Consider the following 25,182-nt stretch of genomic DNA (forward strand, 5'->3'; position numbering starts at 1 on the left):
GGAGTGCAGGTGAATCTGGCGTCGGACACGTTACCTCCCCATACTCGCGCGGGGGGGTCGCAGCAGTTAACAGACGGCCCAGCAGCGCCAGTTGACGACGGCATCGTCGGTGCGTCGGCGGTCTGCGGGCGTTGCGTCCTTCTTCTCGGTCAGGCGTGGGGGCGATCAGTCCGGGTGGCGGCGAGGCGAGGCCCCGCCTGTTTCGCGGTCCGTTCTGGTCATGGCCAGATTGAACAAGTTGAACAAGTGGTATTCGTCCGTTCCGCGGGGAAGTTTCTCCTTCGCGGCACTGGATGCGTCCCAGTAGGCGCGGAATGTGGGGCTCTGCAGTAAGCGGTCCGCATGCGCGATGATTTCTGCGTCCGAGATGCTCCCCCATTTCAACATCAGGAGGTAATGGCTAAAAGTCAGGTTGGCGAAAAGGTGTTGTCGCGCCTGGGTTTCCGGTACTCCCGGATAGTCGTTCCACACTGCCATGAGCTCGGGATTTTCCAGCTGCAGCTGAGTCAGTTGCACGTGGTGGCCGCGCAGGTCGGAGTCGGCGCTTCTGCGGAGCTCATTGCGTGAGGCCACCAACTCGGCGCGCTGAAGGGTAAGTTCCTGACGTTGCAGTCTCAGTTCCCGCTGCTGGTAGACCAGGGTGATCACCAGCATGAGGAGGGCGGTTCCGGAGAATAGGGCGCTGACGCCACCGAAGTAGTCCCCGAGGGAGCTGCGGTCGGTTGCTGTCTGCTGATTGCCATTGGCAGCTTCCACTCCGTCTATCAGCCATCCGCTGATGAATACGGAGCCCGCTGCCACCAGAGCGAGGCCGCCCATGGACAGAGTAAGCAGCTTCAACGTCTTGAAGTATCTCTGAGAAGTGAGGTGCTGCTGGAGGGCTTCCTTCCAGACTCCCAGACGGCCCATCTGTGTTTCCTCTCCTACGAAGTGCAGCGACGGTTTCACCGTTCGAATACGTGCCCGGCGAGCGTGACGGACAACCGCTGGCCGTTCGGCTCTGCGCAGCCGGCCTCCTCTACGATCGGATCCATGTCCAGGCAACAGATTCCCGTCGTCGTCCTCGCAGGATTCCTGGGGTCGGGCAAGACGACCCTCCTCAATCATCTGCTCAAGCGGAGTCGTGGCACCCGCATCGGGGCGATCGTCAATGACTTCGGGGCGATCGAAATCGACGCCATGGCGGTGGCCGGGCAACTCGGGGATTCGACCGTTTCGCTCGGCAACGGGTGCCTGTGCTGCGCCGTGGACGCGAGTGAACTGGATGTATACCTGGAGAAGCTCGCGGAGCCCGGGGCGGGCATGGACGTGATCGTCATCGAGGCGAGCGGGCTGGCCGAGCCGCAGGAGCTGGTGAAGATGCTGCTCGCCAGTGAGAACCCGCACGTGGTGTACGGGGGACTGGTCGAGGTCGTCGACGCGGCCGAGTTCGGGGCGACGCGGCAGCGGCACCCGGAGATCGCCCGGCACCTGGCCATCGCCGACCTGGTCGTGCTCAACAAGGCCGACCGGGTGGGGGAGAGCGATCTCGCAGGACTGCGGGACGAGCTGAGCGGGCTCGGCAGCGGGGCCGTGATCACCGCGGAGTACGGGCGGATCGACCCGGAGGTGCTCTTCGATCGTCGCACCGAGGCGCAACACCGTGCGGACGGCTGGCAGTTGAGCTTCGAGGATCTGCGGGCGGAGGCCGAGGGCGGGGAAGAGGCGGACTGCGCGCACCTGCACGCGTCGTACGCGAGTGTGGAATTCGTGTCTGCCGCACCGATGGATCCGCAGCGGCTGATGTGGTTCCTCGACGGACGGCCCGAGGGGCTGTACCGGATCAAGGGGTACGTCGACTTCGGCGCTGCCGACGCGCGGAACCGGTACGCGGTGCACGCGGTGGGCAGGTTCCTGCGGTTCTACCCGGAGCCGTGGGGGAGCGACGAGGAGCGGCTGACGCAGCTCGTGCTCATCGGGTCGGGTACGGACGGCGCGGCGCTGCACGCGGAGTTGACGGCGTGCGTGACGGCGGATGCGGAACCGGGCGCGGAGCCGGGCGGAGGTCGGGACACCGGTCCCGGTGGGGGGCAGCCCGCCCCGGGCGAGCGTGCCATGTGGGGTGTCCTGCGTTACGTGCAGCAGCCGGACGCAGAGGATCCGGATGCGGCGGATCCGGAGGGGGCCGAGGGTGCCGAGGGAGCTGAGGAGGCAGAAGACGCGGAGGGGGCGGAGAAGCCCGGGGAGGACTGAGCCGCGACCGGACGGTCCGGGGTACGGATGGCCGGCGGAGGTTCCGGGTCCGGAAGCCCCCGGGGATGGACAGCCGGGCCAGGTATGCCCGGGTCCAGATGCCCCGGAGCCGTACGCGCCTGGGCGGATGCTCCCAGGCGCGGACGCCCCGGGTTCAGGCCGTCTCTACCGGAGCCGTCCGCTCCGGCGCTGACCGGCACGGATGTCTCGGAGCCGGATGCCCCTGGGCGCGGAGATCCCGAGCGCGGACGCCCCGGGTTCGGGCCGTCCGGGTCGCAGCCAATCCGCGCCGGGCCGTCCGGGTGGGAGTCAACCGGGCCGGGGTCGTCTGTACTGGAGCCGTCTGCTCCGGCGCTGACCGGCACGGATGTTTCGGAGCCGGATGCCCCTGGGCGCGGAGATCCCGAGCGTGGACGCCCCGGGTTCGGGCTGTCCTCGCCGCAGCCAATCCGCGCCGGGCCGTCCGGGTCGCAGCCAAACTGCGCCGGGCCGTCCGGGTGGGAGTCAACCGGGCCGGAGTCGTCCGGACTGGAGTCGGCCGCCCCGGCGCTGATCGCGCCGGGGTGGCCGGGTCGCTCCTGGTCCTGCCTACACCGGCCCCGCCAGCGACGCCACCGGCTTCGTCAGCGGGGTGCCCGAGCCGTCGCGGCGGGGGTCCGGGGTCGGGAGGTCCGCCGGGGTGCCGTTCTGCTGGGCCGCCCTGGCGGGGGCCGTGCCCGCCCACGCCAGCATCAGGACGTCCTCGCCGCGCAGGAACCGCTGGCAGCGGACGCCGCCGGTGGCCCGGCCCTTGCGCGGGTACTGGTCGAACGGGGTGAGCTTCGCCGACGATTCGGCGTCGCCGATCAGCGTGCCCTTCGAGCCCGCCACCGTGAAGACCACCGCGTCCGCCGCCGGGTCCACCGCGCTGAAGGCGATCACCTTGGCGCCTGCGGCCAGCTTGATGCCGGCCATGCCGCCCGCCGGCCGGCCCTGCGGACGTACCTGCGCGGCCTGGTAGCGCAGGAGCTGGGCGTCGTCGGTGATGAAGACGAGGTCCTCCTCACCGGTACGCAGTTCCTGCGCGCCGACGATGCGGTCACCGTCCTTGAGGGAGATGACCTCCAACTCGTCCTTGTTGGAGGGGTAGTCGGGGACGACACGCTTGACGACGCCCTGCTCGGTGCCGATCGCCAGGCCGGGCGACGACTCGTCGAGCGTGGTCAGACAGATGAGCGTCTCGTCGCCTTCGAGGGACAGGAACTCCGAGACCGGGGCCCCGCCGGAGAGGTTGGGCGCGGACGCCGTGTCCGGGAGCTGCGGCAGGTCGATGACCGCCATCCGCAGCAGCCGTCCGGAGGACGTCACCGCGCCGATGTCGCCGCGGGCCGTCGCGGGGACCGCGGAGACGATCACGTCGTGCTTGGTGCGCCGCGCGTCGTCGAGGGCGAGGGGCTCGCCGTTGGGCGTACGGGCCAGCAGACCGGTGGAGGAGAGCAGCACGCGGCACGGGTCGTCCGGCACTTCGAGCGGGACGGCGGCGACGGCCGACGCCCCCGACTCCAGCAGTACCGTACGGCGCTCGGTGCCGAACTTCTTCGCCACCGCGGCCAGTTCGGCCGAGACGAGCTTGCGCAGCTCCGTGTCGGAGTCCAGGATTCCGGTCAGCTCGTCGATCTCGCCGTTGAGCCGGTCGCGCTCCGACTCCAGCTCGATACGGTCGAACTTGGTCAGGCGGCGCAGCGGGGTGTCCAGAATGTACATCGTCTGGATCTCGCTCAGCCCGAAGCGCTCGATCAGCCGCTCCTTGGCCTGCGCCGAGTTCTCGCTGGAGCGGATGAGGCGGATGACCTCGTCGATGTCGATGAGCGCGACGAGCAGGCCCTCGACCAGGTGCAGCCGGTCCCGGCGCTTGGTGCGGCGGAACTCGCTCCGCCGCCGTACGACCTCGAAGCGGTGGTCGAGGTAGACCTCGAGGAGCTCCTTGAGACCCAGGGTGAGGGGCTGACCGTCCACCAGCGCCACGTTGTTGATGCCGAAGGACTCCTCCATCGGCGTCAGCTTGTAGAGCTGCTCCAGGACGGCCTCCGGCACGAAGCCGTTCTTGATCTCGATGACCAGGCGCAGGCCGTGCGAGCGGTCGGTGAGGTCCTTGACGTCCGCGATGCCCTGGATCTTCTTCGCGCCGACCAGGTCCTTGATCTTCGCGATCACCTTCTCCGGGCCGACCGTGAAGGGCAGTTCGGTGACGACCAGGCCCTTGCGGCGCGCCGTCACGTTCTCCACGGCGACCGTGGCGCGGATCTTGAAGCTGCCGCGGCCCTTCTCGTACGCGTCCTTGATGCCGGTCAGACCGACGATCCGGCCGCCGGTCGGCAGGTCGGGGCCCGGCACGAAACGCATCAGCGTCTCGAGGTCGGCGCCCGGGTGCTTGATCAGGTGGCGGGCGGCGGCCACGACCTCGCCGAGGTTGTGCGGCGGCATGTTGGTCGCCATGCCGACCGCGATGCCGGTGGTGCCGTTGACCAGCAGGTTCGGGTACGCGGCCGGCAGGACGGCGGGCTCGCGCTCCTTGCCGTCGTAGTTGGGGTTGAAGTCGACCGTGTGCTCGTCGATCGACTCCGTCATCAGCGACGCCGCGTCGGCCATCCGGCTCTCGGTGTAACGCATCGCGGCCGGCGGGTCGTCGTTGCCGAGCGAACCGAAGTTGCCGTGCCCGTCGACCAGCGGGAGCCGCATGGAGAACGGCTGCGCCATGCGGACCAGCGCGTCGTAGATCGACGCGTCGCCGTGCGGGTGCAGCTTGCCCATCACCTCGCCGACGACGCGGGCGCACTTGACGTACCCCCGGTCGGGGCGCAGGCCCATCTCGTTCATCTGGTAGACGATGCGGCGGTGCACCGGCTTCAGGCCGTCCCGTGCGTCCGGCAGGGCGCGCGAGTAGATCACCGAGTAGGCGTACTCGAGGAAGGAGCCCTGCATCTCGTCGACGACGTCGACGTCGAGGATCTTCTCCTCGAACGCCTCATCAGGCTGCGGGGACTTCGTGCTGCGGCGGGCCATCGCGCTGCGGCTCCTTCTCACTGTTCAAAGGGTGGTTGCGGGGCAGGTGGTTGCGGGTTCGGTGGTGGGGAACGCGGGGGTGCTGACGCGGACCATTGTGGACCGCCCCACTGACAACGCCGACCTCGACCCGTCCGTAGCGGGTTTCGGGGCGTCCCGAAGGGCCTCCTCGAAGGCGTCCCCGAGAAGAGTGCAGGAAACGGGAACTTCGCGGACTGTCGGTGCGCTTGCATACAGTGGCAGCACTTACTTGCAGGACATGTCTCATACGCGATCGAAGGGACGTACATGCCCATGGGTCACACGGCCACAGCGCAGGCCGGCTCCGGCGGCCTGACAGCGACCGAGCACCGGCTTGCGAACGGTCTGCGGGTGATCCTCTCCGAGGACCACCTGACCCCGGTCGCCGCGGTCTGTCTCTGGTACGACGTCGGCTCGCGCCACGAGGTCAAGGGCCGTACGGGCCTGGCGCACCTCTTCGAGCACCTGATGTTCCAGGGCTCCGCCCAGGTGCACGGCAACGGTCACTTCGAGCTGGTGCAGGGGGCCGGCGGTTCGCTCAACGGCACCACCAGCTTCGAGCGCACCAACTACTTCGAGACGATGCCCGCGCACCAGCTGGAGCTGGCGCTGTGGCTGGAAGCCGACCGGATGGGCTCGCTGCTCACCGCGCTCGACGACGAGTCCATGGAGAACCAGCGCGACGTCGTCAAGAACGAGCGCCGCCAGCGGTACGACAACGTGCCCTACGGCACCGCGTTCGAGAAGCTCACCGCCCTCATGTACCCCGAGGGCCACCCCTACCACCACACCCCGATCGGCTCGATGGCCGACCTGGACGCCGCGACGCTCGAAGACGCCCGCGCCTTCTTCCGTACGTACTACGCGCCCAACAACGCGGTGCTGTCCGTGGTCGGCGACATCGACCCCGAGGCGACCCTCGCCTGGGTCGAGAAGTACTTCGGCTCGATCCCCTCGCACGACGGCAAGCAGCCGCCGCGCGACGGCTCGCTGCCCGACGTCATCGGCGCCGAGCTGCGCGAGATCGTCGAGGAAGAGGTCCCGGCGCGTGCGCTGATGGCCGCCTACCGGCTGCCCCACGACGGCACCCGCGAGGCCGACGCGGCCGACCTGGCACTCACCGTGCTCGGCGGCGGCGAGTCCTCCCGCCTGCACAACCGTCTCGTACGACGCGACCAGACGGCGGTGGCGGCCGGGTTCGGGCTGCTGCGCCTGGCCGGAGCGCCCTCGCTCGGCTGGCTGGACGTCAAGACGTCCGGCGGCATCGAGGTCCCGCAGATCGAGGCGGCCGTCGACGAGGAGCTCGCGCGGCTCGCCGCCGAGGGCCCGACCGCCGAGGAGATGGAGCGCGCCCAGGCTCAGCTGGAGCGCGAGTGGCTCGACCGGCTCGGCACCGTCTCCGGCCGCGCCGACGAACTCTGCAGGTACGCCGTGCTGTTCGGCGACCCGCAGCTCGCCCTGACCGCCGTGCAGCGCGTGCTGGACGTGACGGCCGAAGAGGTCCAGGCCGTCGCCAAGGAGCGCCTGCGCCCGGACAACCGCGCGGTCCTGGTGTACGAACCGCTCGCAGCCGCCGCCGAGTCCGAGGACGTCGAGCCCGTCGACGCCGCGTACGCCGATGTCGTCGAGGAAGTCCAGCAGGACCAGCAGGAAGGGGCGGACCAGTGACGGAGACCGCAGCCACCACCGGCAAGGCCGCAGCCGTGACGAGCCAGATGCAGTTCCACCCGCAGCCGCAGGCGGGCCCCGCCACCCCGTGGGCCTTTCCGGCCCCCGGGCGCGGCGCCCTGCCCAACGGGCTGACCGTGCTGCGCTGCGACCGCCCCGGCCAGAAGCTGGTGGCCGTCGAGATCAACCTCGCGGCACCTCTTGAGGCCGAGCCCAGGGGCCTGGACGGCGTTGCCACGATCATGTCGCGCGCCTTCACCGAGGGCACCGACAAGCACTCCGCCGAGGAGTTCGCGGCCGAGCTGGAGCGCTGCGGCGCCACCCTCGACGCGTACGCCGACCACCCCGGCATCCGGGTCTCCCTCGAAGTGCCGGTCTCCCGGCTGCCGAAGGCGCTCGGTCTGCTCGCCGACGCCCTGCGCGCGCCCGCGTTCGCGGACGGCGAGATCGAGCGTCTCGTGCGCAACCGGCTCGACGAGATCCCGCACGAGTCGGCCAACCCGTCCCGGCGGGCCGCCAAGCAGCTCTCCGCGGAGCTGTTCCCGGCGGACCAGCGCATGTCGCGCCCCCGCCAGGGCACCGAGGAGACGGTCAAGGCCATCGACTCCTCGGCCGTGCGTGCCTTCTACGAGGCGCACGTCCGTCCGGCCACCGCCACCGCCGTAGTCGTCGGCGATCTGACGGACATCGACCTGGACGCCGTCCTGGCCGACACCCTGGGGGAGTGGACGGGAAACACCGCCGCGCCGCGCCCGGTCCCGCCGATCACCGCCGACGACACCGGCCGTGTGGTCATCGTCGACCGCCCGGGTGCCGTCCAGACCCAGCTGCTGATCGGCCGCATCGGCCCGGACCGGCACGACCGCGTCTGGCCCGCCCAGGTCCTCGGCACGTACTGCCTCGGTGGCACCCTCACCTCGCGCCTGGACCGTGTCCTGCGCGAGGAGAAGGGATACACCTACGGCGTACGCGCCTTCGGCCAGGTGATGCGCTCCTCCGCCGACGGCAGTGGCGCCTCCATGCTGGCCATCAGCGGCTCCGTGGACACCGAGTCGACCGGGCCCGCCCTGGACGACCTCTGGAAGGTCCTGCGGACGCTCGCGGCCGAGGGCCTCACCGACGCCGAACGCGACGTCGCCGTGCAGAACCTGGTCGGGGTCGCCCCGCTCAAGTACGAGACGGCGTCCGCCGTGGCGGGCACGCTGGCCGACCAGGTCGAGCAGCACCTGCCCGACGACTTCCAGGCCCAGATGTACGCCAGGCTCGCCGCGACCGGCACCGTGGAGGCCACCGCGGCCGTGGTGAACGCGTTCCCGGTGGACAAGCTGGTCACCGTCCTGGTCGGCGACGCCTCCCAGATCGCGGAGCCGGTACGGGCGCTGAACATCGGTGAGGTCACGGTCGTCACCGGCTGACCGGCTGACCGGCTGACCGGCTCACCGGCTGACCGCCTGACCGGCCGGCGGGCCGGCGGGCCGGCGGGTCGGCGGGCCGTTTCGGCACCGGCTGACCGATCAAAGGTCACCCGCACGACCGGGACAAAGCGTGACAAGAAGGACCCCGACAACTCCCGAGTTGTCGGGGTCCTTCCGTATGTCCGATTTATTGGAGAGGTTGCCTGTCTGCCGTGTGGGCTCCGTTACAAAAGCGGCTGTCTGTTTGGCGATTGAAAGACGTGCCGCTTAGCGTCGGTCCGGCTGTCCGTCAGAGTGCGCCGCAACCGCGGCACCGGGCAGTCATCGCCGAGTCCCCGTCAGGCGCGAGCCTGGGGAGCCGGGGACCCAATCAGTCCCTGGGGTGAATCGGACGCCATCGCCCTTCACGGGCCGGTGGGGCCCGTAGGAGACCTTCCTGCTCCGAACCCGTCAGCTAACCCGGTAGGCGAGAAGGAAGGAAAGGAAACAGCCACTTCATGGCGTTCACCCGTGCCGCCGGGAAGCACCGGCGTCCCTCCGTGCTGTCGCGCAAGAGCGCCAACATCGCCGGAGTCGCCGCCCTCACCACGACCGGTGTCATCGGAACGCTGGCCCCGCAGGCCATCGCCGCCGAGCACGACCTGGCCGCCGAGGACACCGGCACCATCCGCGCCGTCGTCATGGAGAACACCGTGACGGAGACCCTCACCGCGCAGGTCGAGGCCCAGGCCACCGCCCAGAAGAAGGCGTACGACAAGGCCGAGGCCGTGCGGAAGGCCGAAGAGGCCCGCAAGGCCGAGGTCAAGCGCAAGGCGGAGGCCAAGGCCAAGAAGGAGCGCGAGGAGCGCGAGCGCGCCGCCCGCGAGGCCGAGCGCAAGCGCCTCAACGCCTTCCGGCTGCCCGTCGCCGGCTCGTACGTCTCCACCGGCTACCAGTCCGGCGGCGCGATGTGGTCCTCCGGCAGCCACTCCGGTGTCGACTTCCACGCCTCGTCCGGCAGCTCCGTCGTCGCAGTCGGCGCCGGCACGGTCGTCGAGGCCGGCTGGGGCGGGGCGTACGGCAACAACATCGTGATCAGGATGAACGACGGCTCGTACACGCAGTACGGCCACCTCTCCTCGATCGGTGTCTCCGTCGGCCAGTCCGTCGCGGCCGGCGAGCAGATAGCCCTCTCCGGCTCCACGGGCAACTCCACCGGCCCGCACCTGCACTTCGAGGCCCGCACCTCCCCCGAGTACGGCTCGGACATCGACCCGGTCGCGTATCTGCGCGGCCACGGCGTCAGCGTCTGACCGCACCGCACCTGCTGTTCCGGAAATGCCCCGGCTCTCCACGAGCCGGGGCATTTCTGCGTTCGTTTTCCGTCGAGAACCCGGATTTCCTTCGGCAATTCCCCCGCGTTGCAATAGAGTTGAGAGAAGGCTTCGGCGGGAAGACGGAGGTCCGGGCATGCGCATTCCCGCGCATTCGGTGTGTACGGCGATCCGCGACGACATCGTGTCCGGAGTTCTTCCGCGCGGCAGTCGGCTCACGGAAGAGGCACTGGCCCGCAGGTACGGCGTCTCGCGCGTCCCGGTCCGCGAGGCGCTGCGCACCCTGCAGGCCGAGGGCTTCGTCACTACCCGCAGGCACGCGGGCGCCTGCGTCGCCGAGCCGACCGCGCAGGAGGCCGCCGACCTCCTGGAGATGCGTACGCTCCTGGAGCCGCTCGGTGCGGCGCGTGCGGCCGTCCGGCGGACGGAGGCGCACCTCAAGGTGCTCCGCGGGCTGGTCAGGCTGGGTCAGGAGCGGGCGGGGCGGGCGGAGGGCGAGGATCTGAGCGCCCTCACCGGCTGGTTCCACGAGACCCTAGCCCAGGCGTCCGGCAGCCCCGGCCTCATCACCCTGCTGACCCAGCTCAAGCACAAGATCGCCTGGATGTACGTGGTGGAGCGGTCGGCCGGGCCCGCCGAGGCGTGGGCCGAGCACGGCGCGATCGTCGACGCGGTGACCAGGCGCGACGCGGACCGGGCCAGGACGCTGACCGCGCGGCACGCGGAGCGGGCGGTGGCCGCGCACCGCATGAGGATTCCGCAACAAGCCGTCAACGTGGCGGGCGGCCGGAATTAACACGGGCGCCGTATACAAGTCGTAGGCAAAAAGGGATTCCTGAATTCACAGGAAAATTCACAAGAAACGACAGAAGCCGCGGCCCCCGAATTCGGGATGCCACGGCTTCCGCGTGAGAATTCGCCCGTACGGGCGCGACCTTATGGGGCCTCAGAAGGCCGCCGGGCCGGAAGGTCAGACGGTCTCGGGAAGCTCGTCCAGGCCCTCGGCGACCAGCTTCGCGAGACGGTCCAGGGCCGTGTCCGCGCTCTCGGACTCGGACGCGAGCACGATCTCCTCGCCGCCCTGCGCACCCAGGCCCAGCAGTGCCAGCATCGACGCGGCGTTGACCGGGTTGCCGCCCGCCTTGGCGATGGTGACGGGGACGCCGGTGGCCGTGACGGCGCGGACGAAGATGGAGGCGGGGCGGGCGTGCAGGCCCTCGGCCCAGCCGACGGTGACGCGGCGCTCAACCATGGTGTTGCCCTTCATGTGCCTATTGGTTGTCTAGACCAGTCTCTCACGTGGTGCAGGCTGCTCTGCCCGACGGAAGGCCCGGCGGAAGTCCCGGCAAAAGCCCCGCAGGGATGCCCTGCCGGATCCTGCCGGACGTCCCGCCGGGAGTCTGCCGGAAGTCCATGAACAGGACCAGACTGCCCCGCTCGCTCAGTGCCCGCGAGTCGTAGGCTGCACCCATGGCCATGGCTGCGGACGATGCGGATCAGGTGAAGCGGGACCAGGACCGGACGAAGACGGACCAGGACGGGACGAAGGCGGATCCGGACCACGAGTACCCCGGTCACTGGGAGGCCGACGTCGTGCTCCGCGACGGTGGCACCGCACGCATCCGGCCCATCACCACCGAGGACGCCAGCCGTCTCGTCAGCTTCTACGAGCAGGTCTCGGACGAGTCGAAGTACTACCGCTTCTTCGCTCCCTATCCCCGGCTGTCGGCCAAGGACGTGCACCGTTTCACCCACCACGACTACGTCGACCGGGTCGGTCTCGCGGTCACCGTCGGCGGCGAGTTCATCGCCACCGTCCGCTACGACCGGATCAACGCCGACGGACTGCCCGCCTCGGGCCCCGACGCCGACCAGGCCGAGGTCGCCTTCCTCGTCCAGGACGCCCACCAGGGGCGCGGCGTCGCCTCCGCCCTCCTCGAACACATCGGAGCCGTCGCCCGCGAACGCGGCATCCGGCGCTTCGTCGCCGAGGTGCTGCCGGCCAACTCCAAGATGATCAAGGTCTTCACGGATGCGGGCTACCAGCAGAAGCGCTCCTTCGAGGACGGCGTCGTCCACCTGGAGTTCGACCTGGAGCCCACCGACCGCTCCCTCGCCGTGCAGCGCGCCCGTGAGCACCGCGCCGAGGCCCGCTCCGTACAGCGGCTGCTGGCGCCCGGCTCCGTCGTGGTCGTCGGCGCGGGGCGCTCCGCGCAGTCCGTGGGCCGCACCGTCCTGCGCAACCTGCTCGCTGCCGGTTACACCGGTCGTACGTACGCGGTGAACGCGGCCCTCCCCTCTGACGTCACCGAGCTGGACGGCGTCCCCGCGCACCGCTCCGTCGCCGAGATCGGTGCGAGCGTCGACCTCGCGGTCGTCGTCGTACCGGCGGAGAAGGTTCCGGAAGTCGTCGCCGACTGTGGCGAGAGCGGTGTCCAGGGGCTCGTGGTGCTGGCCGCCGGGTACGCGGAGAGCGGGGCCGAAGGGCGGGAGCGGCAGCGGGAGTTGGTCCGGCAGGCCCGTTCGTACGGGATGCGGATCATCGGCCCCAACGCCTTCGGCATCATCAACACCTCCGACCTCGTACGCCTCAACGCGTCTCTCGCGCCCCAGCGCCCGGCGCGCGGCCGGATCGGTCTGTTCGCCCAGTCCGGCGCCATCGGCATCGCGCTCCTCTCCGGGCTGCACCGGCGGGGCGCGGGCGTCTCCTCCTTCATCTCCGCCGGGAACCGCGCCGACGTCTCGGGGAACGACTTCCTCCAGTACTGCTACGAGGACCCGGACACCGACGTCGTCCTCCTGTACCTCGAATCCATCGGCAATCCGCGGAAGTTCACGCGGCTGGCCCGGCGTACGGCTGTCGCGAAGCCGGTCGTGGTGGTCAAGGGCGCCCGGCACAGCGGGAGTACGCCGCCGGGGCACGCGGTGCCGGTGGTACGGATTCCGGATGCCACGGTCTCGGCGCTGTTCCGGCAGGCGGGCGTCATCCGGGTGGACACCGTCACCGAACTCGTCGACGCCGGGCTGATGCTGACCGGCCAGCCCCTGCCGCGCGGCCCGCGCACCGCGATCCTCGGCAACTCCGAGTCGCTCGGCCTCCTCACGTACGACGCCTGCCTCGCGGAAGGGCTGCGTCCGCTGCCGCCGCACGACCTCACGACGGGCGCCACGCCGGCGGACTTCCGTACGGCCCTGTCCGCGGCCCTCGCGGACCCGGCGTGCGACGCGGTGGTCGTCACGGCGATCCCCTGGGTCGGCGAGGGCGGAACGATGGAGTCCGGCGACGGCGAGGTGCTGGCGGCGGCCCTGTGCGAGGCGGCGGCGACATCCCCGGCGAAGCCGGTGGCGGTGGTCCACGTGGAGATGGGCGAACTGGCCGAGGCCCTGGCAGCGGCGACGAGCACGGCCCCGGGCAGGACGACCGCCCCGGCGGCCCCGCAGCCCGCCCCGGCCCCCGCCACGCCGGCCACCGCCGCCCCGGCCCCCGCCACGCCGGCCACCGCCGCCCCGGCCCCCGCCACGCCGGCCACCGCCGCCCCGGCCCCGCCCGTTTCGCGGACCGCCCCGACGCCGCCGCAGGCCCCGCCGGGCTCAGCGACCCCACAGGCCCCGCCGGGCTCAGCAACCCCACAGGCCCCGGCCGCCCCGGGGGCCGCCCCCGACCCGTCGTCTGAGCCGCCCCCCGCCCCCCGCTACATCCCCGCCTACCCCGCCGCCGAGCGTGCCGTCCGGGCTCTCGCCGAGGCGGTGCGCTATGCGCAGTGGCGGCGGGAGGCCGCCGAGCCGGGGCGGGTGCCCGAGTACGAGGACATCGACGAGGGCGGCGCCGCCGCGCAGATCGACGCGCTCCTCGCCGAGGACGCCGACCCGCGCGGTCTGCCGCTCAAGCCCGACGCCGCGAGGGAGTTGCTCGGCCGGTACGGGATCGCCGTACGTGACGCGCTGCCCGCACCCACCCCCGACGCGGCCGTCGCGGCGGCCGGGCGGCTCGGCTACCCCGTCGCCCTCAAGACCACGGCCCCGCACCTCCGCCACCGCCCCGACCTCGGCGGCGTACGCCTCGACCTGGCCGGCGAGGACGACCTGCGGCGGGCGTACGGCGAGCTGACCGAGGCCCTCGGCAAGCCGCAGGAGCTGCTCCTCGTCGTGCAGGCCATGGCGCCGCGCGGCGTGGACACCGTCGTACGGGCGAGCATCGACCCGGCGGCGGGCGCCGTGCTGTCGTTCGGCCTGGCCGGAGCGGCGTCCGAGCTGCTCGGGGACACCGCGCACCGGCTCGTTCCGGCAACCGACCGGGACGCCGCCGAGCTGATCCGGACGATTCGGACCGCCCCGCTCCTCTTCGGCTGGCGGGGCTCCGCACCGGTGGACACCACCGCCCTGGAGGAACTGCTGCTGCGCGTCTCACGGCTGGTCGACGACCACCCCGAGGTGGTCGGCGTCGCCCTCGAACCCGTGGTCGTCGCGCCCGACGGACTGTCCGTCCTGGGCGCCACCGTCCGCCTCGCGCCCCCCGCCGTACGGAACGACCTGGGCCCCCGACGCCTCCCGAGCTACTGAGCCCCCACGGCCCGCGCCCGGCTCAAGGGACATCCGCCCTCCCGGGCCCCGTAGGATAGAAAGCATGGCGAAGACCGGTACGACGACCCAGGGGCTGCGGGCAGCGATCGAGCGCAGCGGCTACTACCCGGCTCTTGTGGCCGAAGCGGTGGAGGCCGCTGTCGGCGCGGAGGCGGTCTTGTCGTACCTCGTGCACCAGGAGACCACCTTCGACTCGAACGAGGTCCGCCGGCACGTCACCGTCCTGGTCCTCACCGGCACCCGCTTCATCGTCAGCCACACCGACGAGCAGAACGCCGACACCAGCTCCCCGACGCCGTACGCCACCACCTCCACCGAGTCCGTGAAGATCGGCCGGATCTCCTCGGTCGTCGTGAGCCGCGTCGTCGCCAACCCGGAGAAGTACGTTCCGGGCACGCTGCCGCGCGAGGTCGTCCTGACCATCGGCTGGGGCGCCGTCGCCCGCCTCGACCTGGAGCCCGCCGCCTGCGGCGACCCCAATTGCGACGCCGACCACGGCTACACCGGCAACTCCACCGCCGACGACCTGAGCCTGCGGGTCAGCGAGGCCGGCGACGGCCCGGACACCGTGAAGCAGACCCTCGTCTTCGCACAGGCGCTGTCCGAGGCCACGGCCGCGACCGGCTCCTCCGTCCGCTGATGGCGCTGCCCACCGCCTGGCAGGACCCCGTCCCCCTCGCGCTCGACACCGCCCCGGTCCCGGAGTACGGCTCCGGCTCCCTCGCGGACCTGCTGCCGACCCTGGCGGCAGGCATGGAAGTACCGGGAATGCCCGCCTCCATCGGGGAGTTGACCCCGGCCGACCGGAACTGCGTGTTCCTGATCGACGGTCTCGGCTGGGAGCAGATCAAGTCGCACCCGGACGAGGCCCCCTACCTCCACTCCCTCCTCGCCACCTCGCGCGGCGGCACCGGACGCCCGCTGACCGCCGGTTTCCCCGCCACCACCGCGACCTCGCTGGCCTCCGTCGGTACGGGACTGACGCCCGGCGCGCACGGCCTGGCCGGCTACACGGTCCGTGACCCGGACACCAACGGCCTGATGAACCAGCTGCGTTGGCGCCCCTGGACCGACCCGCACGTCTGGCAGCCGTACCCCACGGTCTTCCAGCTCGCGGACGCGGCGGGCGTGCACACCGCACAGGTCTCGTCCCCCGACTTCCAGCACACCCCGCTCACCAAGATCGCGCTGAGCGGCGGCACTTTCCAGGGCCGCCTCGCCGCCGAGGACCGCATGGACCTCGCCGCCCGCCACCTGGCGGCCGGGGACCGCTCGCTGGTCTACACGTACTACAGCGAGGTCGACGGCCAGGGGCACCGCTTCGGCGTGGACTCCGACTCCTGGCGTGGCCAGCTGATGCACGTCGACCGGCTCGCCCAGCGCCTCGCGGAGCAACTCCCGCCGCGCAGCGCCCTGTACATCACCGCGGACCACGGCATGATCGACATCCCCTTCGACGAGGAGTCGCGCATCGACTTCGACGAGGACTGGGAACTGAGCGCGGGCGTTGCCCTGTTGGGCGGCGAGGGCCGTGCCCGCCACGTCTACGCCGTCCCCGGTGCGGCCTGCGACGTACTGACCGTCTGGCGCGAGGTGCTCGGCGAGCAGTTCTGGGTGGCGAGCCGCGACGAGGCAATCGAGGCGGGCTGGTTCGGCCCGCACGTCGACGAGCGGGTGCTCGGCCGGATCGGCGACGTGGTCGCGGCCGCCCACGCCGACGTGGTGATCACCGCTTCGCGCAACGAGCCGGGCGAGTCGTCGATGACCGGCATGCACGGCTCGATGACTCCCATGGAGCAGCACGTTCCGCTCCTCGAAGTACGCTCGTAACCACTCCACTCCTCCGCCTCCCCCCACAGCCCGAAAGGCTCAACTCCTCATGTCCGAGCTGGTGTTCTTCTCTGGAACCATGGATTGCGGGAAGAGCACCCTGGCACTCCAGATCGGTCACAACCGCTCCGCGCGCGGACTCCAGGGTGTGATCTTCACGCGGGACGACCGGGCCGGTGAGGGGAAGTTGTCGTCGCGGCTGGGGTTGGTGACGGAGGCGGTCGAGGCGGGGCCCGGGAGGGATTTGTACGGGTATGTGGTGGATCAGGTGTCGCGGGGCGGCCGGGTCGATTACGTGATCGTGGACGAGGCGCAGTTCCTCGGGCCGGAGCAGATCGACCAGTTGGCGCGGATCGTGGACGACCTGGATCTGGATGTGTTCGCGTTCGGGATCATGACGGATTTCCGGACGCGGTTGTTCCCGGGGTCGCAGCGGTTGATCGAGTTGGCGGACCGGCTGGAGACCTTGCAGGTCGAGGCGATGTGCTGGTGCGGGGCGCGGGCCACGCACAACGCGCGCACGGTGGGCGGTGAGATGGTCGTCGAGGGCGAGCAGGTCGTGGTGGGGGACGTGGACCGTCCGGCGGAGGCGGTGGGGTACGAGGTGCTGTGCCGGCGTCATCACCGCAGGCGGATGACGAGTGCGTCGGCGCAGGCCGGGGTGCTGTCCCCGGATGTGCTTCCGGTTTCCTCCAACTGACTCAAGGGGAAGCGCTGGCGCACAGGGGCCGAGGCGGGTTGTGTACAGCCTGACCTATCGGCTTTGCGGGCCTGACCTGGAGTTTTCCCGAGGCGAGCTCGGCGGTTTGGCCGCCGGAATCTTCCGGTGTCGCCTGCGTGGTTACACGACGGGGCGTTCGGAGGGCGGGGCGGGCTGAGGCTTATCGCCTTCGCCCTGCTCCACCACTTCAAACGCCTCGCCGTTCGCTGGGAACGCAGACCCGAACTCCGGGGCGCATCGCGCCCGTCGAATACGAGATCAACTACTACCTCACGACCACGAAACCCCAGGTCACAGCCACAATCTAGGGTCCCTGCCGAACCCAGAACGGTTCAGGTGCAGTGGGGGTGCGAGGTGGCCGCCCTGGCCACACCCCACCCGCACCCCGCGAGACAGCAGGAGAACAGGAAATGAACCCGCAGACCAGCCCCGACGGTGCCTAGCCGCAGGAGTACGCGGCGCTCGCGCCACAGCGGTGGCGCTGCTGCATCAAGCTGTCGACGGGACCGATTCTGCCGGATGACCCCGAGCAGGATCAGCACCGCTGGCGGGCTGTGACTCATGGGGCAGCCTGGCGGACTACGTACGAAGAGTGAGGCGGCCATCGCCGGCCAGTTCCTCAGCGCCGTGCGAATGTCGTCGGGGTCCTGGGCGTTGGCCGCCCAGGCGATATATCCGTCGGGACGGATCAGCAGGGGGCCGGGCAGGTTTCCGGCAGGAGCCGCAAGCCGCAGCCACTCCGTCTCGGGCACCGGCCGCCCGTGGGTGACCAGCACGAACCGACCGTCGCGCAGCACCTCGTACAGCCGCTGCCCGCCGGAGAGCCGGAGGTCGGGAACCCGGCGGCCGGCTAGGAGGTGGCTGCCGCGCGGCGCTGGGTAGGCGATGCCAATGCCGGAGAGCAGGCGCTCGCCCGTCGCCGTGAGCAGGTTCAGCCGGTTCACGGCAGGCAAGGCGGCCTCGCGCAGGGCACGCACCAGACGACTGCGAGGAGAGCGCAGTACACCCCTGGTGATCGCCCCGGAGACGCGCAGCGCCTGCCGTCCCACGGGATGGCGCTCTCGCTCGTACGAGTCGAGCAGAGGCTGCCCCGCGCGGCCCTGGACCACGGCGCCCAGGCAGTCCGGGAGGGTGCCGAGGACGTCGTACAGGGCGCCGCGGCACCTCTGGGACCGGTCTGGCGGACGTAGATCGCCGTACGGCTTCCGTCAGCTCTCGATCAGCCGGTGGAAGAGTACGGTGTCGAAGATGTCCTCCATCCGTACGGCCCGGCCCCCGCGCAGGGTCCAGGAGTGGACGAAGGGCATCGTTTCGGTACGTCCGCGTCTCGACGTCACCCGGCGGGTGCCGAAGACCACCACCCGGTCGCCCGACTGCACGAACTCCTGCGGCTCCAGGCACATTCCGCCCAGCACCGACGGGACGTGGGCCAGGAACTCCAGTACACCGTCATGGCCGTGCTTGGTGCCCCCCAGGCCGTACTTCGCCATCCCGTCGGGGTGGACCCACTCGACGTCCGGGGAGAGCGTGTCGAGGAGCGCGTCCACGTCATGGGCCAGGAAGGCCCGGTAGGCGCGGTGGATGATGTCGAGGTCGAGGGTCCTGCCGCGGTGCCGGGTCAGGTAGTCCGTCGCTACGAGGGTCTCCATGCGGGTCTCTATCACGGTGTTGTCTCCTTCAGCGACGGACGTGCTCGGGGTGCAGGGTCTCCAGGGTTCGGCGGATGCCGTCGCGCCAGGCGACCCGGCACGGACCGGTCAGCTCCCGGCGCAGCGTGGGGTCGAACTGATAGGTCTCACGGGTGACTTCGCTCGGCACGAGCTTCGCCTCGACCCCGGTGAGGGCCTCCATGTGACGTACGCAGTCGGTGATGCCGACCGGCTGGTCCCCGCCCCAGTTGACCACCCGCGCCGGAGCGGTGGCGGCCCTCCACAGCGCGGGCACCTGCGCCACGAGGTCGTCGGTGTGCAGCAGGGAGCACCAGTTCTGCCCGCTGAGGGGAACCGGGATGGGCTCACCGGCGAGCATGCGCTTGAAGTAGAGCATCGGGACGCCGCCGTAACCCCCGGGCCCGTACACGATGTTCAGCCGGGCGATGGTGGTGGGCAGGCCGAGCACCTGGGCGAAGGCCCGTACCGCACCCTCGGCGGCGATCTTCCCCACGGGGTAGGCGGGCAGCCAGTCGGCGACACCGTCGACCGGGTCGGTCTCGGTGTACTTGTGGTCCAGGGTCTGCCGTGCGTAGAGGGCGCCGGTCGACACGTACAGGAAGGACTCGGCGGTACGGGTGTGCGCCATCAGCCGCCCCGCTGCGACCGAGTTGACCTCGGCCGTCGCGTTGAAGTCGCCGTCCTCGCCCCGTCGTACGGCGGAATGGATGACATGGGTGAAGTCCTCGGGGAGGCCTTTGAGCGCGTCACCCGAGAGGTCGTCCATGTCCCAGTGCCAGGTGGTGATGGATCGCCGGTTGAGCTCCCACTCGATGCCGGGGGTGCCGAAGCGGCCCAGGCACCAGACGTCGTTGCCCTCGGCGAGCGACTCGGCCACGGGCCGGGCGACCTGCCCGGTACCGCCGGTGACCAGGATCTTCTTGCCCTTCATCAGGAGGTCTCTCCTCGTCCGGCGGTGTCTTCGGCGGCAGCGGTACGTGCGGCACGGGCGCGGTCGGCCTCGCCCAGGGCCAGGTCGAGCTCGCGGCGCAGGGTCGCCTGGAAGGTGGCCACATGACGGGGGTTCATGAGGGTGTAGTGCTCGCCGGGGACCTCGATGTAGCGGTTCGGACCCCTCGTGTACTGGTCCCAGCGGCGCAGCTCGTTGTGCAGCCAGTCCTCTCTGGAGCCCCGCAGCGGGGCGGCGTGGAAGACCTTCACCGACTCCACCGACCCCCCGGGCTCGTAGGTGCGGCCCAGGGCGGTCAGCCGGTCGGCGAGGTCCGCCCAGGCGCCGAATTCGACGACGTCCAGGTTCAGTTCGGCCAGTCGCTCCGGTGACGCGAGCGCCATGATCCGCTCCAGCTGCTCCTCCTCGGGCAGCGCGCGCAGTTTACCGGGGAGCTCCAGGGACTGCTTCTTGTCGATCAGGGCCAGGAAGAACGCGAGGCTGGTGGCGGTCTCCACGAAGTCCAGTTCCTCCATGCGGTACTTGATGTGCGGCGGCAGGTTGAAGATGCCGACGAAGTCGACGCGTTCTCCCTGGGACTCCAGTGCCTTGGCGATCTCGAAGGCCACCACACCGCCGTAGGAGTATCCGGCGACGGCGTACGGGCCGTGCGGCTGCCGGCCCCGGATGGCCGCCACGTACGAGTCCACCATCTGCTCGAAGGTCGCGTGCGGCTTCTCGCCGTCGTTGAACCCGCGGGCCCGCAGCGCGTAGAACGGCCGGTCGCCCACGAAGTACTTGGCGAGGTTGACGAAGACCAGCACCTCCCCGACGCCCGGATGGACGCAGAACAGCGGTGTTTTGGTACCGCTCGTCTGCATCGGCACGATCGGGTCGTACTGCCGCTCGGCAGTGCTCGACCGGCCGTCGGCACCCGTCTGCTCGCCGATCCAGGCGGCGAGTGCGCGCACGGTGGGCGCCGTCAGTACCGTGACGATCTCCAGCCCGGATACCCCGAACCGCTGGGCCACCTTGCTGCGGAGCCGCAGGATGTCCAGTGAAGTGCCCCCCAGGTCAAAGAAGTTGGCGGTGGCGCTGATGGTGGTGGCGTCGGTGTCGAACATCTCGGCGTAGATCTCCGCAAGCGTCTTCTCGGTCCGGCCCACGGGTGCGGTGTAGCCGCCGAGCATGCGCAGGGTGAGGTCGGCGACCCGGCTCATGTCCGTGTCGTACGCACCCGACTCGAGGCGACGGCGCATCAGTGAGCGCTGGATCTTGCCGAGGCTGCTCTTGGGGAAGGCCTCCTTGGCCAGCGGCAGGAGGAGGGAGGGCCGGATGCCCCAGTGCATCACCACACTGCTGCGCACGGCGGTCAGTACCCGGTGGAGCGCGGCCGGGTTGTCCGCGGGGGCATCGGGGTGGAAGGCGATCACGAGCTGTTCGGTGTCGTTGCCCGCCGGGCGGACGGGGAAGGCCGCGAGGTAGGAATCGGTGACCCCGTCGAGCTGTTCGAGCGCAGTCTCCAGCTCATGGCTGAAGTAGTTGACGCCGTTGATGATGATGCTGTCCTTGCAGCGGCCCACCAGGGTCAGCCGGCCTCCGTCGATCCGGCCCAGATCGCCGCTGCGGAACCAGCCGTCGGCCGTGAACGCCCCCGCGGTGGCACGGGCGTCGCGGTAGTAGCCACGGGTGATCATCGGGCCGATGAGCTGGAGTTCACCCACCTCGCCGGCCGGTAGTTCCCGGTCGGCAGGGTCGGCGATCCGGATGCGCAGGCCCTCGACCGGGGTGCCCAGGCCGGCGAACTCCTTGCCGCGGTCGATGTCGGGGAAGGCCGCCCGGGAGTAGACACTGCCCGCGCAGGTCTCGGTCATTCCGAAGGCGGGCCAGAGGGCGTTCCGGGCGAGACCGTGCGGGGCGTACCGGTCGAGGAAGGTCTCACCGGTGGCGCAGACCACCGCCTCGCCGCCACTGATGATGTGCCGCAGTCGGGTCAGGTCGAGTTCCTCGCCGGCCTCGGTGAGGCGATCCGCCGAAGAATTGAGCATCCCCAGAAGGAAGTTGGGAGTGAAGGTCATGGTCACGCCGTGCCGGGAGGCGAGGCGCAGGAACTCCAGGGGTTCGCCGATGACAACCGGGGGCTCGACGTGGAGCTGGCGGCTGCCGGTGGACAGCGGGAGGAGGTGGCATTCCAGCAGGGCGGCCACGTGGTCGAAGGAGACCCAGTTCAGGGTGGTGTCGGCGGCGGTGAGCCGGTGGTGGCCGTTCTTGCCGGCCATCGACGCCAGCAGGTTGGTGTGGCTGAGCATGACCGCTTTGGAGTTCCCGGTCGAGCCTGAGGTCAGCACCAGGACGGCTGTGTCCTCGGGCGCGGCGGTGTACGGGAGCGCGGGCTGCGCACAGTGCAGCCGTTCCAGCGGGACGACGTCGAGGCCGGCCACCGGCGGGAGGCCCGCGGCCAGGGACTCGCTCGTGACCACCAGGGGGCCGTCGAGCAGCGTGTTCACGTGAGTGAGCTGGGCCGCCCAGCGCTCGGGGTCGTCGCGGAGCGGAGCCATCGGGCACGGCACGCAGCCGCCGAGCACGGCCGCCCAGAACGCGGTGAGGAATTCCTGCGGGCGCTCCAGTATCAGGACGACCGTGTCGTGTGGACGCAGCCCCTGGGCGCGCAATCCCGTGAGGACCCGGCGGGCGTCGTCGAGGAGTTCCGGGTGGCTCTGGTCCTGGAACTCCGCGGCGGCGCCGCCCAGGCAGTAGCGGATGCCGGAGTCGGGATGGTGCTGGGCGGCGCGGAGGAGGAGGTCGGCGATGCTCTGAGGAGGGGTCGTCTGCACGATGGTCTGTCTCCCGTTGCGTCAGTGCGCGGTCGTCTCAGTGCCCGGCTCGGTGCTCAAGGTGGCGAAACTCGGTGGTGCGGGGGGCTCGGTAGTGCGGGGGGCTCGGTGGTGCAGGGGGTTCAGAGATGTCGCACAGTGACGTTTCTGCTTGCGGCGGCCGGTAGTGCCAGGGCGGCGGCCCAGCCCTCGGGCACGGGGACGTCGGCCACCCGCCACGTGGACGGGGCAACGAGTGCGTCGACGGTGACTTCGGCGGGCCCCTCGGACCAGGCGCGGGTCTCCAGCAGGGTCAGATCGGTGACGATCCCGATCCCCACGGCCTTGAGCACCGCCTCCTTGCGGGTCCAGCAGCGCAGGAAGGCCTTGGTGCGGGCGAGGCCTTCGGGTTCGGCGAGCACGGAGAGGCGCTCGCGAGGCGTCAGTACGTTTCCGCTGATGTTTGCGACCGGGATGTCTCGGATGGCCTCGGTGTCGATCCCGACCGGGAAGGGGGCGGCGGCCAGCATCGCCAGGCCGGCGGAGTGGGAGATGCTGAGATCACGAGGAGTTCCGGGACCGAGCAGCGCCGGGGGTCCGTGGTCCGCGCTGCCGCATCCCGGGCACGGCTTTCGGCCGAGCACGATCTCGCCGACCGGAATCTCAAGATATGTGGCCAAAAAGCGACGTATCGACGCACGACAAGAAACGTATTCAGCCGCGGCGTTCGCCGATTTGAATTGGTGCGCGCGGGCGAGTTCCGAGCTGTCGAGCAATTCCAGGTCGGCACTTGTGTGCCTGCCTGCCACTGCCGGCCACGACCACACCTGAACATCGGCGGTGGCGGGCGGGGCCGACGGGCCGCCCGGGGCGTGAAGCAGCTGTGTGCGAGATATGGTCACCGGGTGACCATAGGCCGGAAACACTCGGTGCCGGATATGCCGTGACAGCAAACGGTCACGGGGGGAACGGCTCGTGAGGGTACGGATGCCCAAGGTGACCTAAGCGGAATTGGGGGCGTTCGGTTCCGGGTGCTGGAGTGCAGCTTGTTGCCAGGTGGGGCGAACGGGCCGTTCTTCCGGTGGAAGGTGCCGACTCTGCGTGTGCTGTCCAAGCGCCCTGCGGGTCCGGACATTGTTGACTGGCTCTGATTCAGCGAACTACTGTCTGGTGGGGAATCAGTGGCCCTTCTGGCGCGAAAGTAATTTTCGATTGAACTGTTTTCGCGGTTGCCTTGGCAGTGACACCAAAAAGGTTCTGGCGGCCATTGTGGGTACTGAACACCAACGGGGAGAACGTGACGGGTGCAGTTATTGATCCACTGGACACGGGCGGGTTGGACGTCGCGAATCCCGATCAGCACGCTGCCCGCCTGGAGCAGACGCTGCTTCAGGCGCGGGCACTGATCGAGTCGACCGTCTCGATGCACAGGCAACGGTCCGTCGCGGCGCCCACGGACATCCCGGTGCTCGCCGAGGCGCTCGACCGGATCATCGGCAGGGCCCGGTACTCGGTCGGCGTCGCCCTGACCGGTTCCCGGGAATTCGCCAACTCCGTACTGGCACTGCTCGCCGCGGTGCCCCCGAGCGTCGCCGTGCGGGTGCTCTGTTCCGCCGAGGCTGCGGACGCCTCGCTCGCGCGGCTGAGCCAGATCCCCGAGTCCCGCATCGAAGTCCGGGTCCTGGAAGGGGAGTTACGCGAGATCGTGGTGGTCGACGGCGCGGCGGCACTGGTCCGGGGAGTCGACAGGGGTGACGGACCGCAGGTCACCGCAGTCAACGACGCCGCTGCCGTACGCGCACTGGACCTGCTCTTCGCCGGGGCCTGGTCCCGGGGCCGAAAGCTTGCTGAACACCTCGCGTTGAGCCCACGCCTGCGCAGCGAACTGACCCGGAAGATTCTGGAGCAGCTGCGGGGCGGCCACACCGACGACGCCGCGGCGCGTGACCTGAAGGTGTCACTGCGCACGTACCGGCGGCACGTCGCGGAGATCATGCGCGAACTCGACGCCCACTCCCGGTTCCAGGCCGGTGCCCGCGCGGTGGAACTGGGGCTGCTCTCGGAATAGTCGACAGGTGAGTGCGGGGGGAGCCGCCCATCGGGCGGCCTGTCGAGTGAGGTGCCAACGGGGGATGGTGGAGAGCGACGTGTCCACAAGGCCAGAGGACGAATTAGAGCGGGCGTTGCTTGAGGTCCGGGCGCTGATCGAGTCGACGGTGGCCATCCACCGCGACCAGAGCGTTCGTGAGCAGCAGATCGCCACGGTCGAGGGCGATTACAGCGCTGTGCTGGACTGTGCTCTGGAGCTGATCGACGGAGCCACGAGAACCATCGACATCGTGCACGCGCGGATGCAGGCGTCCGATGAGCAGCCCGACCCGGGGAGCAGCCCCGAGCGCGATCTGATCTACCGGGCGGGCGCTTCGGTCGCCGTGCGGCTGCTCACCAGCCCCACGCTGCTCGACGAAGAGTACGTGCATGAACAGCTCCGAAGGGAGCATCCGGCGGCGATCAGGGTGGCCAGGTTGCCACCCCTCCAGGCGCTGCTCGTTGACGGCACCAGCGCCCTGGTGGTGGCCGAATCCGCAGTCGGCCGCAGGGCCTCACTGATCCGGGCCCCCGAGGTGATGCGCACCCTCAACGCCCTCTTTTCGAGCGTCTGGAGCAACGCTGTGCCCGCGGGCGAGCGCATCGTCTTCGGCGACCGTGACAGGGCCGCGCTCGCCCTGCAGATCCTGGGCGCCCTGCGGGCGGGTGTCACCGATGAGGTCGCTGCCCGGGACCTCTCGGTCTCCGTCCGTACCTACCGGCGCTACGTCGCGGAGATCATGACGCTGCTCGGCGCCAATTCCCGCTTCCAGGCAGGGGTACGGGCAGCCGAGTTGGGACTGCTCCCGGCGCCGAAGGGGCCGGTTCCCGGCGGTCGGGGCCCCCGGCAGTAGCCCGGG

19 protein-coding genes and 1 riboswitch are annotated in these 25,182 nt (G+C 70.3%); of the genes, 11 read left to right on the forward strand and 8 right to left on the reverse strand.

Going from position 1 to position 25,182, the window contains the following annotated elements; translation table 11 throughout:
- Window positions 1–165: 165 nt before the first annotated feature.
- The gene (locus tag AB0D18_RS34910; RefSeq protein ID WP_362428086.1) at window positions 166–909 is read right to left on the reverse strand and encodes a DUF6082 family protein; all 744 of its coding nucleotides are present in this window, start codon (window positions 907–909) and stop codon (window positions 166–168) included.
- Window positions 910–1,032: 123 nt separating this feature from the next.
- Here AB0D18_RS34910 and AB0D18_RS34915 point away from each other — a divergent pair, with 123 nt between their 5' ends.
- On the forward strand, window positions 1,033–2,232 hold the full coding sequence (locus tag AB0D18_RS34915) for a GTP-binding protein (protein WP_362428089.1): 1,200 nt from the start codon (window positions 1,033–1,035) through the stop codon (window positions 2,230–2,232).
- Between the two features lie 588 nt (window positions 2,233–2,820).
- On the opposite strand, the gene AB0D18_RS34920 is transcribed toward AB0D18_RS34915, so the two are convergent.
- On the reverse strand, window positions 2,821–5,274 hold the full coding sequence (locus tag AB0D18_RS34920) for a DNA topoisomerase IV subunit A (protein WP_362428092.1): 2,454 nt from the start codon (window positions 5,272–5,274) through the stop codon (window positions 2,821–2,823).
- Window positions 5,275–5,568: 294 nt separating this feature from the next.
- Here AB0D18_RS34920 and AB0D18_RS34925 point away from each other — a divergent pair, with 294 nt between their 5' ends.
- From AB0D18_RS34925 to AB0D18_RS34940, 4 genes are all read left to right on the forward strand, one after another.
- A complete protein-coding gene (locus AB0D18_RS34925) occupies window positions 5,569–6,963 on the forward strand; it encodes a pitrilysin family protein (RefSeq protein WP_362428188.1) in 1,395 nt (464 codons plus the stop codon).
- A 47-nt stretch (window positions 6,964–7,010) separates the two neighbouring features.
- Entirely contained in the window at window positions 7,011–8,378 is a 1,368-nt protein-coding gene (locus AB0D18_RS34930; RefSeq protein ID WP_362428191.1) for a pitrilysin family protein, read from the forward strand.
- A 315-nt stretch (window positions 8,379–8,693) separates the two neighbouring features.
- Window positions 8,694–8,862, forward strand: a riboswitch (cyclic di-AMP (ydaO/yuaA leader).
- Between the two features lie 13 nt (window positions 8,863–8,875).
- Window positions 8,876–9,670 carry a peptidoglycan DD-metalloendopeptidase family protein gene (locus AB0D18_RS34935; protein ID WP_362428095.1) on the forward strand — a complete coding sequence of 265 codons (795 nt, stop codon included), beginning with the start codon at window positions 8,876–8,878 and terminating at the stop codon, window positions 9,668–9,670.
- A 157-nt stretch (window positions 9,671–9,827) separates the two neighbouring features.
- Window positions 9,828–10,487 carry a GntR family transcriptional regulator gene (locus tag AB0D18_RS34940; RefSeq protein WP_362428098.1) on the forward strand — a complete coding sequence of 220 codons (660 nt, stop codon included), beginning with the start codon at window positions 9,828–9,830 and terminating at the stop codon, window positions 10,485–10,487.
- A 174-nt stretch (window positions 10,488–10,661) separates the two neighbouring features.
- Here AB0D18_RS34940 and AB0D18_RS34945 read toward each other — a convergent pair whose 3' ends face one another.
- Window positions 10,662–10,943 (reverse strand): HPr family phosphocarrier protein, encoded by a 282-nt coding sequence (locus AB0D18_RS34945; RefSeq protein WP_362428194.1) that lies wholly within the window; start codon window positions 10,941–10,943, stop codon window positions 10,662–10,664.
- Between the two features lie 218 nt (window positions 10,944–11,161).
- Here AB0D18_RS34945 and AB0D18_RS34950 point away from each other — a divergent pair, with 218 nt between their 5' ends.
- From AB0D18_RS34950 to AB0D18_RS34965, 4 genes are all read left to right on the forward strand, one after another.
- Entirely contained in the window at window positions 11,162–14,251 is a 3,090-nt protein-coding gene (locus tag AB0D18_RS34950) for a GNAT family N-acetyltransferase (protein ID WP_362428101.1), read from the forward strand.
- A gap of 64 nt (window positions 14,252–14,315) precedes the next feature.
- Entirely contained in the window at window positions 14,316–14,912 is a 597-nt protein-coding gene (locus AB0D18_RS34955; RefSeq protein ID WP_362428104.1) for a DUF5998 family protein, read from the forward strand.
- Window positions 14,912–16,102 carry a nucleotide pyrophosphatase/phosphodiesterase family protein gene (locus AB0D18_RS34960; RefSeq protein ID WP_362428107.1) on the forward strand — a complete coding sequence of 397 codons (1,191 nt, stop codon included), beginning with the start codon at window positions 14,912–14,914 and terminating at the stop codon, window positions 16,100–16,102. The genes AB0D18_RS34955 and AB0D18_RS34960 overlap by 1 nt, the downstream gene beginning before the upstream one ends.
- A gap of 49 nt (window positions 16,103–16,151) precedes the next feature.
- Window positions 16,152–16,802, forward strand: coding sequence for a thymidine kinase (locus AB0D18_RS34965; protein ID WP_362428109.1), 651 nt, complete (start codon window positions 16,152–16,154; stop codon window positions 16,800–16,802).
- Between the two features lie 353 nt (window positions 16,803–17,155).
- Here the strand turns inward: AB0D18_RS34965 and AB0D18_RS34970 are convergent, their stop codons facing one another.
- From AB0D18_RS34970 to AB0D18_RS34990, 5 genes are all read right to left on the reverse strand, one after another.
- On the reverse strand, window positions 17,156–17,932 hold the full coding sequence (locus tag AB0D18_RS34970) for a hypothetical protein (protein ID WP_362428112.1): 777 nt from the start codon (window positions 17,930–17,932) through the stop codon (window positions 17,156–17,158).
- Between the two features lie 99 nt (window positions 17,933–18,031).
- Entirely contained in the window at window positions 18,032–18,487 is a 456-nt protein-coding gene (locus AB0D18_RS34975; RefSeq protein WP_362428115.1) for a nuclear transport factor 2 family protein, read from the reverse strand.
- A 13-nt stretch (window positions 18,488–18,500) separates the two neighbouring features.
- Complete coding sequence (locus tag AB0D18_RS34980; protein WP_362428118.1) at window positions 18,501–19,424, reverse strand: NAD(P)-dependent oxidoreductase; 924 nt, start codon at window positions 19,422–19,424, stop codon at window positions 18,501–18,503.
- Entirely contained in the window at window positions 19,424–22,255 is a 2,832-nt protein-coding gene (locus AB0D18_RS34985; protein WP_362428121.1) for a non-ribosomal peptide synthetase, read from the reverse strand. Before AB0D18_RS34985 ends, AB0D18_RS34980 begins: the two co-directional genes overlap by 1 nt.
- A 122-nt stretch (window positions 22,256–22,377) precedes the next feature.
- Window positions 22,378–22,914, reverse strand: coding sequence for a 4'-phosphopantetheinyl transferase superfamily protein (locus tag AB0D18_RS34990; protein ID WP_362428123.1), 537 nt, complete (start codon window positions 22,912–22,914; stop codon window positions 22,378–22,380).
- A gap of 587 nt (window positions 22,915–23,501) precedes the next feature.
- Here AB0D18_RS34990 and AB0D18_RS34995 point away from each other — a divergent pair.
- Both AB0D18_RS34995 and AB0D18_RS35000 read left to right on the forward strand, forming a co-directional pair.
- Entirely contained in the window at window positions 23,502–24,302 is an 801-nt protein-coding gene (locus tag AB0D18_RS34995; RefSeq protein WP_362428126.1) for a DNA-binding response regulator, read from the forward strand.
- A gap of 79 nt (window positions 24,303–24,381) precedes the next feature.
- Window positions 24,382–25,176, forward strand: a complete 795-nt coding sequence (locus tag AB0D18_RS35000) for a LuxR family transcriptional regulator (RefSeq protein ID WP_362428129.1) — start codon at window positions 24,382–24,384, stop codon at window positions 25,174–25,176.
- Window positions 25,177–25,182 lie beyond the last annotated feature (6 nt).

This window comes from Streptomyces sp. NPDC048442 (genome assembly GCF_040651475.1).
GTDB lineage: Bacteria > Actinomycetota > Actinomycetes > Streptomycetales > Streptomycetaceae > Streptomyces.

Excerpts from the sequence above, each read along its gene's own strand:
- AB0D18_RS34980 (WP_362428118.1), bottom strand. The coding sequence starts at position 19,424 with ATGAAGGGCAAGAAGATCCTGGTCACCGGCGGTACCGGGCAGGTCGCC.
- AB0D18_RS34910 (WP_362428086.1), bottom strand. The coding sequence starts at position 909 with ATGGGCCGTCTGGGAGTCTGGAAGGAAGCCCTCCAGCAGCACCTCACT.
- AB0D18_RS34955 (WP_362428104.1), top strand. The coding sequence starts at position 14,316 with ATGGCGAAGACCGGTACGACGACCCAGGGGCTGCGGGCAGCGATCGAG.
- AB0D18_RS34950 (WP_362428101.1), top strand. The coding sequence starts at position 11,162 with ATGGCCATGGCTGCGGACGATGCGGATCAGGTGAAGCGGGACCAGGAC.
- AB0D18_RS34930 (WP_362428191.1), top strand. The coding sequence starts at position 7,011 with ATGCAGTTCCACCCGCAGCCGCAGGCGGGCCCCGCCACCCCGTGGGCC.
- AB0D18_RS34960 (WP_362428107.1), top strand. The coding sequence starts at position 14,912 with ATGGCGCTGCCCACCGCCTGGCAGGACCCCGTCCCCCTCGCGCTCGAC.
- AB0D18_RS34940 (WP_362428098.1), top strand. The coding sequence starts at position 9,828 with ATGCGCATTCCCGCGCATTCGGTGTGTACGGCGATCCGCGACGACATC.
- AB0D18_RS34965 (WP_362428109.1), top strand. The coding sequence starts at position 16,152 with ATGTCCGAGCTGGTGTTCTTCTCTGGAACCATGGATTGCGGGAAGAGC.
- AB0D18_RS34915 (WP_362428089.1), top strand. The coding sequence starts at position 1,033 with ATGTCCAGGCAACAGATTCCCGTCGTCGTCCTCGCAGGATTCCTGGGG.
- AB0D18_RS34925 (WP_362428188.1), top strand. The coding sequence starts at position 5,569 with ATGGGTCACACGGCCACAGCGCAGGCCGGCTCCGGCGGCCTGACAGCG.
- AB0D18_RS34945 (WP_362428194.1), bottom strand. The coding sequence starts at position 10,943 with ATGGTTGAGCGCCGCGTCACCGTCGGCTGGGCCGAGGGCCTGCACGCC.
- AB0D18_RS34920 (WP_362428092.1), bottom strand. The coding sequence starts at position 5,274 with ATGGCCCGCCGCAGCACGAAGTCCCCGCAGCCTGATGAGGCGTTCGAG.
- AB0D18_RS34935 (WP_362428095.1), top strand. The coding sequence starts at position 8,876 with ATGGCGTTCACCCGTGCCGCCGGGAAGCACCGGCGTCCCTCCGTGCTG.